This is a genomic window from Ureaplasma canigenitalium ATCC 51252 (assembly GCF_000712165.1).
Taxonomy (GTDB): domain Bacteria; phylum Bacillota_I; class Bacilli_A; order Mycoplasmatales; family Mycoplasmoidaceae; genus Ureaplasma; species Ureaplasma canigenitalium.
Genome location: NZ_JONZ01000004.1, coordinates 76,879 through 91,056 on the forward strand (window position 1 = coordinate 76,879; position 14,178 = coordinate 91,056).

At 33.7% G+C, this 14,178-nt stretch carries 10 protein-coding genes, 1 pseudogene and 1 other annotated feature; of the genes and pseudogenes, 7 read left to right on the forward strand and 4 right to left on the reverse strand.

All coding sequences use genetic code 4. The annotated features are described in order from the left end of the window. Position 1 precedes the first annotated feature (1 nt). From T416_RS0100325 to T416_RS0100355, 7 genes and pseudogenes are all read left to right on the forward strand, one after another. Entirely contained in the window at positions 2-808 is an 807-nt protein-coding gene (locus T416_RS0100325; protein WP_031488849.1) for a TatD family hydrolase, read from the forward strand. A gap of 90 nt (positions 809-898) precedes the next feature. After that, the gene (locus T416_RS0100330) at positions 899-2,497 is read left to right on the forward strand and encodes a BMP family ABC transporter substrate-binding protein (protein WP_051675827.1); all 1,599 of its coding nucleotides are present in this window, start codon (positions 899-901) and stop codon (positions 2,495-2,497) included. 41 nt (positions 2,498-2,538) lie between these two features. Then, positions 2,539-4,116, forward strand: coding sequence for an ABC transporter ATP-binding protein (locus T416_RS0100335; protein ID WP_031488851.1), 1,578 nt, complete (start codon positions 2,539-2,541; stop codon positions 4,114-4,116). After that, complete coding sequence (locus T416_RS0100340) at positions 4,116-6,341, forward strand: ABC transporter permease (protein ID WP_084277114.1); 2,226 nt, start codon at positions 4,116-4,118, stop codon at positions 6,339-6,341. Before T416_RS0100335 ends, T416_RS0100340 begins: the two co-directional genes overlap by 1 nt. Further along, positions 6,319-7,248: an ABC transporter permease gene (locus T416_RS0100345; RefSeq protein ID WP_031488853.1), complete on the forward strand. Its 930-nt coding sequence runs from the start codon at positions 6,319-6,321 to the stop codon at positions 7,246-7,248. The genes T416_RS0100340 and T416_RS0100345 overlap by 23 nt, the downstream gene beginning before the upstream one ends. Positions 7,249-7,262: 14 nt before the next feature. Continuing rightward, positions 7,263-8,738, forward strand: coding sequence for a BMP family ABC transporter substrate-binding protein (locus tag T416_RS0100350; protein WP_031488854.1), 1,476 nt, complete (start codon positions 7,263-7,265; stop codon positions 8,736-8,738). Positions 8,739-8,834: 96 nt separating this feature from the next. Then, a pseudogene (locus T416_RS0100355) lies at positions 8,835-9,392 on the forward strand (restriction endonuclease subunit S); the annotation flags it as partial. Between the two features lie 553 nt (positions 9,393-9,945). Here the strand turns inward: T416_RS0100355 and rplL are convergent. The 4 genes from rplL to mgtE (T416_RS0100375) all read right to left on the reverse strand — a co-directional run bounded on the left by rplL (position 9,946) and on the right by mgtE (T416_RS0100375) (position 14,097). Next, positions 9,946-10,314: a 50S ribosomal protein L7/L12 gene (rplL, locus tag T416_RS0100360; protein ID WP_031488856.1), complete on the reverse strand. Its 369-nt coding sequence runs from the start codon at positions 10,312-10,314 to the stop codon at positions 9,946-9,948. Positions 10,315-10,332: 18 nt separating this feature from the next. Beyond that, positions 10,333-10,833, reverse strand: a complete 501-nt coding sequence (gene rplJ, locus T416_RS0100365; RefSeq protein ID WP_031488857.1) for a 50S ribosomal protein L10 — start codon at positions 10,831-10,833, stop codon at positions 10,333-10,335. A gap of 9 nt (positions 10,834-10,842) precedes the next feature. After that, positions 10,843-10,938 (reverse strand) — a sequence feature (ribosomal protein L10 leader region). Positions 10,939-10,970: 32 nt separating this feature from the next. Next, entirely contained in the window at positions 10,971-12,527 is a 1,557-nt protein-coding gene (gene mgtE / locus T416_RS0100370; protein WP_031488858.1) for a magnesium transporter, read from the reverse strand. Beyond that, on the reverse strand, positions 12,520-14,097 hold the full coding sequence (mgtE, locus tag T416_RS0100375) for a magnesium transporter (protein WP_051675831.1): 1,578 nt from the start codon (positions 14,095-14,097) through the stop codon (positions 12,520-12,522). Before mgtE (T416_RS0100375) ends, mgtE (T416_RS0100370) begins: the two co-directional genes overlap by 8 nt. Positions 14,098-14,178 lie beyond the last annotated feature (81 nt).

Genomic DNA, 14,178 nt, shown 5'->3' on the forward strand with positions numbered 1-14,178 from the left:
TATGTTTAAGAATTTTAAATTATTTGACACTCATACCCATACCAACATCGAACCCCTTGCCTCTAATGCCAATGAAATCATTAAAGAATGTAAAGAAAAATCTTTGTTGATTTGTGTAGTTGGTACTGATTTAGAAACGAGTAAAATTGCTCTAGAGCAAGCTCAAACATATGATCATGTTTTCTGCACCATCGGTATCCACCCAACTGATATTTACACAGTTGATGTTAATACATTTATTGATGAGTTAGAAGCACTGATTAAAAAAGATGTTAAGAAAAAAATAGTTGGTATCGGTGAATGTGGTCTTGATTATTACCATAAACCATTTAATAAAGAAGATCAAAAATCTTTCTTTATTAAACAAATGGCGTTAGCTAAAAAATATGATTTAGCTTTAATGATGCACATTCGGGATGCTCATACAGATGCTATTGAATTACTTAATAAAAATAAGAATCGTCCAGATCGCTGCATCGTGCATTGTTTCACTGATGACAAGAAGTATATTAGTGACTATATGAAGCTTGGTTGTTATGTTTCTTTTCCGGGAGTAATTACCTTTAAGAATACTCCGAATAACAATATTGCTAATCTCTATGAAGCTATTAAGATGACAGAAGAAGATAAAATACTTGTTGAAACAGATGCACCATTTTTAACGCCAGTACCGTATCGTGGAAAAGTTAATTATCCTTATTATGTTTATGAGACGATGAAAAAGATTGCTGAAGTTAAAAATATTCCAATTGATGATGCATGTTTGATGTTAAAAAATAATGCTCTAAAAGTTTTTAAAATTATTTAAAAAAAATGGTACTCCTTTTTTAAAAATTATCTATAATAAATTACTAAAAAAAACAAAATTTATATATACAAGTTAATTAGGGTAATTTGGATGAAGAAGAAATTAAATAAAAAACTGCTATTTAGTTCGCTTGGTTTTATAGGTGCTATCGCTCTTGTAGCACCGGTTATAGCGGCATGTACTAATAATCATGATAATGGTTCTGGTTCAAAAGATGGTGGTGCAGGTAGTAGTAAACGTATTGGAAGTAGTACGAAGGATTTCTATGTTAGTGTTCACGGACAAAACTCAGATCAATTCGCAGGTACTCTTTTAGGTGCGATTAGTGAAGGGACAAAAACATTACTATCTATCGGTTATGGTCAAGGTGAAAAGCTTGGGACAAGTTTAAACGCTGGTAAATTTGGTAATAATACTTCATTTGCATTGATCGATGAATCATACTCTGGTTCTTTTGGTGCTTACGATCAAAAACTTAATGCTCTTCGTGTTGCCTCAGTTACTTTTAAAACTGAGCAAGCGGCTTTACTTGCTGGAATAGCTGCAGCTTACTATTTAAATAGTAATCAAGCTCAATTTGTGACTAATGGTAAGTTAGGATGAGGTGGTTATGCCGGTCTTCCATTTTATTCAGTTCTTCAATTTAATCAAGGATTTAAGTTTGGTGTTGAGTGAGCTAACGACCTATTAAAGGATAAGGATATTAAACAAGCTGACGGTTCTTCTAAGAAGTATATTAATGTTGACTATATAACTAAAAACGGTAGTGAGAATATTGACTTAATTACTGGTGGTTTTGACCCAGGGGACAAGGATAAAAAAATTACTAATGATTTAATTTCAGCCGGAGCAAACATTATTCTTCCAGTTGCTGGAAAGCAAAGTTTAGACTCAGCTTCTATTGTGGCTGAATCTAATCAAAAAGCCTTTGTTGTTGGGATTGACTCAGCTCAGGAACTTGATGATACTGCAAATAAACGTCGTAACTCTAACAAAGATTTAACAGGTGGTAAAACAATACTTTTCTCAATTTTAAAGCGTGTTGACCTTGCTGTTTACAACATCCTTAAAAAGAAAATTGCTGGTGAAGATTTAACTGGTGATATTACAAAAGACTACTTTAAAGATGGGGTTAATACACACGCCGATCTTGATTCAGGGTTAGTTCAAATTAGTGAAGCTGGTCAAAAGTTCTTGATTGATGCTTATAATGTAGCTAAAGGTACTTCTTTTACAACTTACCAAGAAGTTGCTAATGTAATTAAGAATGATGAATATATGAAATTACTTGATTCAACAAAAACTCTTGATGAAATCAAGGATGTCGTTACAACAAATGCTGATAAGAGTCTTACTCTAAAGTCTGAGTATGTAAACAAACCATTTAAAGAACTTGTTCAAACTATTGGTGCTAATAACTATGTACACGGTACTCATGTAATTCATTATGATTTAGTTACTTCATCATACATTGATGAAACAAAGAAAACAGGATCTACAAGTAAAGATCTTAAAAATGCCTGAGAAGCTGCAACAACTAATGAAGCTAAAGGTAAATTAATTAAACTTTCAATTGACAATGGTACTGTAGGAATTAATGACCGTTCATTCACACAAAGTGCTTATGAAGGAATTACTAAATTCTACAAAGACACAATTGATGCGGAATTACCTGCGATTACTGAATAGTTATAATATAAATATATAAAAAGATTAAAGGATTTGTTTTTATGAATGACACTCCCTATGCCATAGAGATGGAGGGTATTACTAAAACGTTTTTAAATGGTGCTGTTGTCGCTAATAAAGACGTTAAGTTAAAGGTCAAAAAAAACGAAATTCATGCTATTATCGGAGAGAATGGAGCGGGGAAATCAACCCTGATGTCCATTCTTTTTGGGATATATAAACCTGATAAGGGTACCATTAAAATTAATGGTAATTATGTCTTTTTTGACTCAGCGAAGGATGCGACCAAACTTGGTATTGGGATGGTACATCAACACTTTAAACTAATTGATACCTTCTCAGTTCTTGATAATGTTATTTTAGGTCAAGAACAAACCTTTGCTGGTGCTCCGATTAACCGCCGTTTTATTGAACTCGAACTTAAAAAACTAATTGACGATTACAACTTGAAGATTAATCCGAGAAGCAAAATTGCTAAATTAACTGTTGGTCAACAACAAAAAACCGAAATTCTCAAATTGCTTTATCGGGAAATCGACATTCTTATTTTTGATGAACCAACTGCTGTTTTATCGGAAGATGAAATTAAAGCATTTCTTCAATCATTAAGAGATTTTAAAAAAGCTGGTAAAACAATTGTTATCATTACTCATAAATTTAATGAAATTAAAGAAGTTGCTGACACCGCTACTGTCATTCGTCGTGGAGAATATATTGATAGTTTTCCGGTTAAGGATAAGACAATCGAAGAAATGACCGAACTAATGGTAGGTCGTAAGGTAGTTGAAATTAAGAACAGTCAGCAGTTTGTTCGTGATGAAAATACTACTCCGGTTCTTCAAGTAAAGAACCTTAATTTGAGAAAAATCTTAAAAAAACAAGCTGACCATCTTAACACGGATGAAAACCAAATTAAACCCATTGACTATAACCTTAATTTTTCGATAATGCCTGGTGAAATTTTTGCGATTGCTGGTGTTGAAGGTAACGGTCAGAGTGAATTAGCGGAAATTATCTCAGGTTTACTGCCAGCACCTAGTGGTTCAGAAATCATTTTTAATGGAAAAAACATTACCCACCAAAGCATTAAAAATCGTTATACCCTTGGAATGGCCCATGTACCTGAAGACCGTCACAAGCACGGTCTCATCCTTGATGATTCAATTGCATACAATGTTGTTCTTCAAGAAATTAGTAATAAACCATATAGCACTAACGGTTTTGTTAAGTATGCTGAAATTGAGAAAAAAGCAATTGAAGTAATTAAAAAGTTTGATGTAAGAGGGACAAAACGAGGGGATAATAATGCCCGTGGTCTTTCTGGTGGTAACCAACAAAAGCTAATTATCGGTCGTGAAATCGAACGGGAACACAATTTAATCTTAATGATTCAACCAACTCGTGGTCTTGACCTTGGTGCAATTGAATTTATTCACCAAAATATTCTAGAGGAAAAAAAGAAAGGAAGAGCAGTTCTCCTTATTTCATACGAACTTGACGAAATTCTTTCGTTAGCTGATACAATAGCTGTAATTAATGTCGGATCTTTTATTGGTGTTGGTCCAAGTTCGTATATGACACGGAATAAAATAGGGAAATTAATGGCGGGTGAAAAATAATGAATACATTTAAAACAAGACTCTTTTTTGACTCGCTTTTTTACAGTTCAAAATCACGAAGTGTAAGTAAAAAAATACTATCAACAATTATTTCGATTTTCTCCGCTGTTGTCGCAAGTGCTATTCTTGTTGGTATCCTTGGGTACGATACCAATGATTTCCTTCAACGACTTTTTACGAAGTGAAAGTTAATCCCTGAATTTTACCTAACTAAGGTCGCGATTCTTGGGATTGCAGCATTATCCTTTATCTTTACCTATAAGGTTGGAATTTTTAACATTGGGATAAGTGGCCAAATGCTTGGTGCTGGTTTAATCATGCTCCTTGTTGTTAAAAATATGGAACTTGCTAATATTAATATGCCGAAATGAGCTGGTCAGTTTTTTCTTTTAGTAATCGGAATGCTCGCCGGAGCAATGTTCACTGTTTTCATTGGTATTCTGAAAATATTCCTTAAGATCAATGAGGTGGTAAGTAGTATCCTTCTTAACTGGATAATCTTCTACATTACAAGATATGTGGTCTTTACCTCACAAAATAAAATTTATAATCCAAAACCAACTCAAATTGGGGACTTATCAATTCCTTTTGCTGAAAACTATTCGCTATCACACCTTGTACCGAAATACACATACTTATTTAACTTATTAATTTTTGTTAGTTTAGCCTTACTTGTTTTCATCATTCTTCAATTTACTGTTTTTGGTAAAAAAATTCTTTCGGTTGGTCGATCAGCAAGCGCTTCAAAATATGCTGGATATAAGACTAAAGCAATTTCGCTATTAACCTTTGCTATCTCAGGGATGTTAGCCGGTGCTCTTGCGATGGTGACATATACTGGAACAACAACAAATGCTATTAATATTCCCCAAACTTCCGATGTCCTTCCGCTTGAAGGGTTTGACGGGATAGCTATCGGGTTAATCTCCCAAAGTCATCCGCTTGCCTCAATCCCTGTTTCCTTCTTAGTCGGAATGTTTCAACAATCAACTCAGGTGCTTGGGGGGATTATTCCTAAAGAAGTATCTGGAATTATTATTTCATTCGTAATGTTAGGTGCTGCCTTATTCGTTCTTTTCGAACGAATTTCACCAGTTTACTGAACGATCGTTCTTCTTTATACAAGAAAAGGTGTTGAACACTATCGAAATTACGAGAATGTCAACGAAGATAATATTTCTGAATATTACTTCATCTACCGGGAAATCAGTAAAAATGAGAAGAAGAATATGATTCTTCTAAAGAAGTATTTAATTGATCTTAACCGTCATAAACAAGATGGTGATTATCCAGCTCTTAAGGAACAATATTATGATTTAAAGCAAAAAGTTAAAGAACACTTCAAAAACCTTTATTTAATTAAATATCAAGAATATATAAAAGCAATGCGTGATAATCGTAATCAACTAATGAAACACTTTATTGTTGATCGAGCATCCCTACTCTTCTTCCCTGAAATTTATGTTGAACGTCATGTTGAGAATAGAATAAAGTACCTTGAAACAAAACGAGCAGCAGTTCTAAACCATATTAATAACAAAATCGGGGAACTTGATGATGTTCTTAACATCATTATTAAGAATCATATTTCACATTATCTCTTCAGTTTTAAGATTAATTACGATTATCTTAAATCAGTGAAGAAAGATATTGATAAGAACAAACCGATTAGAAATGAACAAGTAGTTCAGTTAGTTAAATATGCTTCAAAAAGTTCTAGTATGAACAAACTAATTCGTTACCTGAAGAAGCTTAAGATAATGAATGATACTGTTTCAGATTATGATGAAGATTATTTAAAAGATTTGATTAATAATCAATTCACTGATCACTATGAGAAAGTGATGGAACTTCGTACTCATAGCTTTAATGACCTATATGAGATATCGAAAATAATGGTTAATCTAAATAGTACTTACAAACGAATTCTAAAGAAAAAAGAAAAACTAAATAAAAAATATCAAGCACAAAAAGATGCTTTCAACAACAGACCAATTAATGTTGAAAAAATCAGAAAAGAAGTTGCTTGAAAAGTACCTAAATATAGTTACCGTTACTTAATGAATGCTTATCTAAGATTTACAAAGAAGGTTCAAAAATCAACACTTGACATTAAAGAGAAGAGCTTACTTCAACAGTGATTGAATGTCACTACGAACAAAGCTCTTCACCAATCAATAAATACAAGTAAGGAGGAAGGTTATGCCCACAATATCATTAGTTAATGAAGCCGCATTGTATGCTTCCATCCTTATTATTGGAGCACTATCTGGTTTCTTCTGTGAGCGTGTTGGAATTGTTAATATCGGGATTGATGGCCAGATGGTAATGGGAGGATTCTTTTTTGCTTTATTTGCAACCATCTTCTACAAACACTTCGGTAGGATTCAAGGATTTGAATACACCTTTATTGTTCCGCTGGTCTTTGCTGCTCTCTGCACTATTCCGGTTAGTATGCTTTTTGCCTTCCTTACTATTAAGTTAAAAACTGACCAAACGATTGCAGGGACAGCAATCAACCTACTTACTACAGGAGTTGCAACTTTCCTTTCACCAGTTATTAGTCGAAAGATTAACGGTAATTCTCTTCTTACTAGTGATTATTTTGGTTTGTGGAAATTTGGTGATGGTAATACCACGGTATACATTGGAAGTATTGCTATTCTAATTGCTGTTGTTGCTTTTGTTGTCGCAATTTACTACACAATGAAGAAGACGACTTTTGGGCTTCGTCTTACAGCAATCGGGGAAAACCCTAATGCGGTTGATGCACAAGGGATCAATGTTTATAAGTACCAATGAATTTCTCTAGCTATCTCTGGTCTTCTAAGTGGTATTGGTGGTAGTATATATGTATATGCTTCAAGAGGTACCTTTAATGGTAATGTTGGTGGTATCGGGTTCCTTTCTCTTGCTATCCTAATCGCAGGAGCTTGAAAGATTCCGTTAATCGCGGTAGTTTCCATTGGATTCGCTCTTATTACAAAGACACTCGGTCAGGTTAATCGAATACCAAGCGAAGTTGGTAAACTTTTACCTTATTTAATCACTCTCGTCGCTATGGTTGTTTTCTCAAGGTTCTCCGCCGCACCGAAACATATTGGTATTCCTTTTGATAAATCAAAACGTTAGATTTAGGTTTTTGAATGAAGAAAAATAAAAAAAAGATTGTGATAAGTTTATTTTCAACTACTCTTGTTCTCTCGTCAGCGATTCCTTTAATCGTCAGTTGTGTCAAACAAGAGTCTGATATACGTGAGTTTTATCGTACTCCGCTGAATAATACAACGCAATCGTTTGTTGAAATTTATGATAGTCTTTACCATGACGATAAACGCTTCCTAATTTTATCAGGATTTAACCATCCTGATAAGTTTCTTGACTTTACGAAAAAGAATTTAGTTCACGATGATGAACTGTTCCTTCTTATTGATAACGAAGTCCCTTTAAAAGATAAAAATATGAAGGATGAACCGAGTATTGTAAGAAAGTTAGACCAAATCATTAATGTTCAATTTAATGTGCAACTAGCTTCTTTTCTTGCTGGGATGGCAGCGGCTTATATGCTAAACTCTAACCAGGAATTCTTCCTTGAAAATAAACCAAAAGATAAGCAACAATTACTGTGGGCTAGTTATGTTGGAATGCCCACTATTGGTGCTATTTCTTACCTTTCTGGTTTCGAAAAAGGAATTTCCTTCGCTAACGAAAAGATGAACGGTAAATCTTTTACCATTAAGAAAAACGGTAAGGATAAAACACTTTCTTATAAACCTGTACTTGAGTATGTTAGTCAATTTGGTAATAATGCTGGTTCCTTTGAATCAAAAGCAGGTGAAAAGTTTATTAATGATTACATCACTCACCAAGTTGATGTCATTTTCCCGATTGCTGGGGGGATTCAGGGAAGAGAAGCGGTTAATATTCTTGTTGAATCACAAAAAAGAACTGTGATGATTGGGGTAGATGGTCCGCAGGAAGACGATTACTCTTTTAACCGCCAATATCGAAATAATAACCTAGAAGGATCTAACTTCAAGGATCAAAATCGACCAATTCGTTTTAGTGTTATCAAAAACCTTACCAAAGCAGTTGATGAAACATTAACAACGGCCATCAGTAATGATAGTTATGTTAATACGAATGCGAAACGCGATGCCCTTCTGGCACCTGAAGACCGTTTCAAACCAGGAACGGTTAATGTTCTTGGACTTGAAGATAACTTTACTGGTCTTTCTGGAATCGGAAAAGAATACTTAACAAATATTGCTAAACTAATTTACAACAATAATAACCTAACTTATCAAACAGCGATTGACCTTATCTCTAAAGAAACTGTTTTTAAAAATCTAATTGATGAAATTAGTTATACTGGCAAACAAGGAGATCATGAACAGACTTGAAACTATCATATTCCTAAATCAATTTATTTAGCAAATAGTCCCAGTTCTTTGTTTAAGAATGATTATCTTATGTTAAGTGATGAAGATAAGAAGAAACGAGTTGCTCAAGTACTTACATCTCCCTCAGATGTTATTAACGATAAAGGATTTAATGAATCAATATACTTAGGGGTTCACAACTTCTATTCGAAGCAAGGAATCAAGACACCTAAAATCTAAAGAACACACGGTGTTCTTTTTTTATCAATAAATTGAATTTTTTTAACTTATTAAGGATTAATCCATAACATATATAAATAAAGAAAGGATACCAAACTTTATAAAATAGGTGATATTTGCAATATCGCACACGGAAAAGTTTACTCAAAACCTTATATCAGAGATAATCCAGGTATCTATCCAGTCTACTCATCACAAACATTAAATAATGGGGTTCTTGGAATGATTAACACTTATGATTTTGATGGTGAATATCTTACCTGAACAACTGATGGTTATGCTGGAACTGTGTTTTATAGGAATGGTAAGTTTTCAGCTACAACTCGTTGTGGAGTTCTTCATATCAAAGATGGAAACATAATAAATGCTAAATATCTCTCGTATATAATCAGGATTATTTTTCCTAAGTTTGTAAATAAATCTATTAGTAACTATAAGTTAACAAGCAATATAGTTGAAAACATTAAAATCCCTGTTCCTTCTCTTTCCATCCAGAACAAAATTGTTAATATTCTCGACCAACTTGAAACTTATTCAAAAGACATCACCACTGGTCTTCCACTTGAGATCAACCTAAGAAAGAAACAATACGAATATTATCGGAATTTATTATTAGACTTTGACAAGAATGCAGTAACGAAACACGAAATTTAATTAATAAACTTAATGCGATTTAAATGCCTTAGTAATCCATCTTTTGCCTTTTATTAAGTAATTTTGGTTTGTTATGATTTCTGCAATTAATAATATGAGTTTCGATTAACCAACTAATTTTCCTTATCGAATAAATTAGTTACATAAATAAAATAAGTGGTTAACAAGAATTTTTGCTAATTTGTACCATTTTGGTCGTCTCTCTTACCAAAATCTATAATATTTTGGTATTAATAAAATGTAAGAGTGCAGAGAACAAGATGATATTAAAATACTGATGCCTTATTTAGGTTCCGGCTCTTACTTTAAACTAAATTTTTCTATGTTAATTTGTATAGGGGAACAAAATACTGACCATCCTTCTTAGATAAAAGTTTTATTTATTCTCGTTTTCATTTTTATTTATATAAAGTTTTCTTACCTGAAATGTATTTAGCATTTACACATAATAAAGATGGTTGGTAACGACATAGACAAATTGCACCTAATATAAAAAAAACACTACAACAGCTTGTAGTGTTTTTTTTATCAAGTTTATGGACGGTAAAGAGAATTAAACTAATTCTACCTTAGCTCCGACTTCTTCGAATTTCTTCTTGATTTCCTTAGCTTCTTCTATCTTCACATCTTCTTTAATGATGCTACCAGCTGTTTCAGCAGCTGTTTTAGCTTCCATTAAACCAAGACCAGTAATTTCACGGATTAGCTTAATTACACCAACCTTGTTAGAACCAGTTTCAACTAGTTTAATAGTTGCTTCAGTTGCGGCTTCAGTTGGAGCTGCCGCTGCTGCTGCCGCTACTGGAGCTGCTGCTGAAACACCGAATTCAGTTTCGATAGCTTTAACTAGGTCGTTTAGTTCAAGCATTGACATTTCTTTAATAGCAGCAATAAATTGTTCAATAGTTAATTTGTTTGACATAATTTCGTTCGCTTAAAATTAAGCACCTTTCTTTTCAGCTACGGCTTTTAATCCGTATAAGACATTTCTCAATGGAGCTGTGAAACATGAGAGAAGCATTGAGTACAATCCATCACGTCCAGGAATATTTGCAATACTTGCAACTTGTTTGACATCAATGTACTTATTTTCTAGATAAGCACCTTTGATAGGAACAAAATCAAATTCTTTTTGTATCCCGTGTACAGCCTTGATGGCAGCAACTTCGTCGTCGAAGCCAACAGCGAAAGCATTAGGACCACTTAATGAGTTTTCAAACCCTTTAATACCAGCTTTTTCAAAAGCACGCTTTGAAATGTTGTTTTTTAAAACAAACATCTTTGAGTTTGATTCATGTAATGTGTTTCTTAAAGCAAGGATGTTAGCTGCAGTTAGTTTGTGGTATTCGAATACAACAAAAGACTTTGCACTCTTAAATACTTCTGCCATATGCTCTACTAAAGCTTGTTTTTTAACAACACTTTCTTTTTGTTTTTGCATATGATTTCCTTATTAAATAAAAAATGGCAACATGCACTTGCTTCCTCGGTAACAAATTAAGTTTAGATAAACAGTTACTTTCTTAGGCACATTGCTTTTCTATTTTACCAAAAAGTTCGTTATAAAACAAGGATGAATTAGTTGTTAAGCGCAGCTTGGATGCTACTAAAAATTGTGTTTGTTTCTTTCACTTTTTCAATTTCTTGAATGATTTTTATTTTATCTGGGTCAATAATAGCAAGGATGATTAAAATGCAGAAACCAAAAAGAATCACACTAGTGATCATATCAAGTAGAGTAGCTAATATAGGTGTCGAAACAACAGTTGGGTCTAACTTAATTTTGCTTGCAAAAAGCGGTAGACTAGCACCAAGGAAGTTAGCGACAATAACTGATAATAAAAGTGAAATAGAAGCAGCGGCTGAAACGATACTTGCGACAATCATCGGATCTTTAATGGTTGTAAGAAGATGACCGTTACTATAAAGGTCGGGTCTAATGATTGCAAAATAAATCATTAGACGAAGGAAGTTAACAACACATAATAAGGAGGCAATCAGTAAACTTACCAGGAATTCTTTTAAAATAACTTTCCAATATTCCCGGGTGGTGATTTCACCAATCGAGAGTGACCGAATAACACTAGCGGCCGCTTGTGAACCAGCATTTCCGGTTGTCCCGGTCATGACCGGAATCATTGGAGCAACAAGGAGAGTAGAAAGACCAGCCGTGATAAATTGACCTAATTCTTGGAATTGGTCAATAAGGAAAGCTGTAATTGTTTCAGAGACCATTAAGATGACCAGAAGAAGAATCCGTGATTTAAAAATCATTAGAGGATTTTGTTTTGAATAAGGAAACTCAGGTTTGGAGATACCATACATTTTATAAATATCGTTAGTTGCTTCGGTGTCAAAAGCTGGTTGGATATCGTTGTCGCTGATATAACCAACCATTTTGTTATACTCGTCTACAACGACAACCATTTCAAGGGAGTATTTACGGAAGATATCTATAACATAATCAAGGTCATCGTTCGTTTTGATGATGAAACCATCAATACGCATTATTGAGCTTACCTTGTTATTGAAGGATTCGGCAAGTAGAAGGTCGTGTAGTGAAACGAAACCCTGCATTACTCCATCTTCATCGACGACAAAAATTATTTTTGTGTGTTCGTACTGGTCTTTGTGTTTTTTAATCTTATAAAGAGCCTCTTCAATTGTTTCATTAACCTTTAAGTTAAGGAATTCGCTGTTCATAATTGAACCAGCATCGTCTTTGTCGTATTGTTCAAGTTCCTTAATTGCTTTTCTTTGATTTGGTTCAAGGGAAAGCAAAATCTTTTTGACATACTTAGGATACTGGTCCATAATCTTTAGGACATCATCATTAAAGCATTCATAAAGAATGATTTTAAGTTGTTGATTAGTTGAGAATTCGAGGATTTTAGTGGTCGATTCCTTGTTAATGAAACGGAAAATTTCCGATGAAATACTGTCCTTGGTAGCAAGCAAGATAAAGATGTTTAAATCAGGATTATTAATTTCTTCCATACAAGAGACAATGGTATAAATACTTTTCCCTTTAAAAAGTTTTTTAATCCCATGAATGTCCTTGTTACTGTAAAGAGAAAGAATACTTTCACGAAGAAGGATGTTAGAAGGTGATTTTAATTTAATCTTACTATTCATAATTTCCACCTATGTTCAAGTATGATTGAATGGTTGAAGCTACCTCACTCTTTGGCTGATGAAGCATATTTATTTGGTCCACATTACCTTTATCGATGATGAAGATAAGGAAGAGGATACCAAAACCAAAAAGGACAACGGTGGTAATCATGTCACAAAGAGTTGAAAGGATAGGTGCTGACATAATTGTAGGATCTGCTTTTACTCGTGTAGCAAAAAAAGGTAGACTGCACCCAAGAAACTTTGAAACTACAGTTGCAATAAAAAGCGATAGCGAAGTTGATGAAGCTATAATTAATCCAACAATCATTGGATCGGTAATGGTTGTAATAACTATCCCGCTACTGTGAATCTTAGGTGGAATAATTGCAAAGTAGACGACAAGCCGAAGGAAGTTGACAAGAGCAAGAATAAAAGCGATTAAGCTCGAGGCGAGTAGTTCTTTTAAGATTGTTTTTCCGTACTCTTTAACTGTGATGTCACCTATGGAAAGAGCACGAATGATACTTGCGGCCGATTGAGAACCAGCATTACCAGTTGTTCCCGTTACAGCGGGGATAATAGGGACAATGATTAAGGTAGAAAGGCCAGCGGTCATTGTTTGACCGACGTCTTGGAAGCGGTCAATAAGAAAAGCAGTGACTGTTGCTGCTATCATTAATAACACTAATCAAAAAAAACGAGATTTAAACAATACAACTGGACTTGACTTAATGTATGGAAAATCAGATTTTGTAATCCCGTACATCTTATAAATATCAACGGTAGTTTCAACATCCATATATGGTTGAATGTCATTGTCAGTGATGTATCCGACAAGATGTTCATTTTCATCGATAATCGCAAGCTGCTCAAGCTCATACTTCTTAAAAGCCTTTACGACATCATCGATGTCGTCGTTCTTGTGAAGGGTAATAATTGATGAATCGACGATTTCCTTTAACTTAATATCATAAGAGTCCGCGAACAACAATGAGTGCATTGAGATAGAACCAACAAGTTTACTCATATTATTAGTGACATACATGATGTTGTTTCGCTCATAATCATCTTGAATCCGTTTAATTTCAACCAATGTCTCTCTGATAGTAAAGTCTTCATTTAGAGTAAAAAAGTCAGTATTAGCAAGAGAGTATGCATAGTTTTCATCATAGTCAGCGAGTTGACGAATTGCTGCTCTCTGATTACTATCAAGACTATGGAGAATTTTCATCTTTAACGAAGGAAGATCCTTCATTAGAATGACGATATCATCGTTAAACAACTCAAAAAGAATAACCCGCAGTTGCTGGATTGTAGCCTCTTCAATAATTGTTGATCGAAGTTCAATATTAATTGATTTAAAGACATCAGTACAGATTGTATCCTTAATTGCTATTAGGACAAAAATAATGATTTGCGAATCATTAATTTCTTCAAGAGCATGGACGATGACATCAATTGGTTTGTTCTTTAACGTTTTAAGCAGGAGATTGACATTTTTTTGTTCAAAGAATTGTTCTATTTGTTTGCTTAATTGTTGAATTAAAAATGTTTGATTTTTTGTTAATGAAATAGCCAAACTAATCATCCCCCTTTTACTAATTATTATTATACTTACCTTTAACCATAAAACAAAGGATAAAAAAAAGAGCGGTTCGCTCTTTTTTTC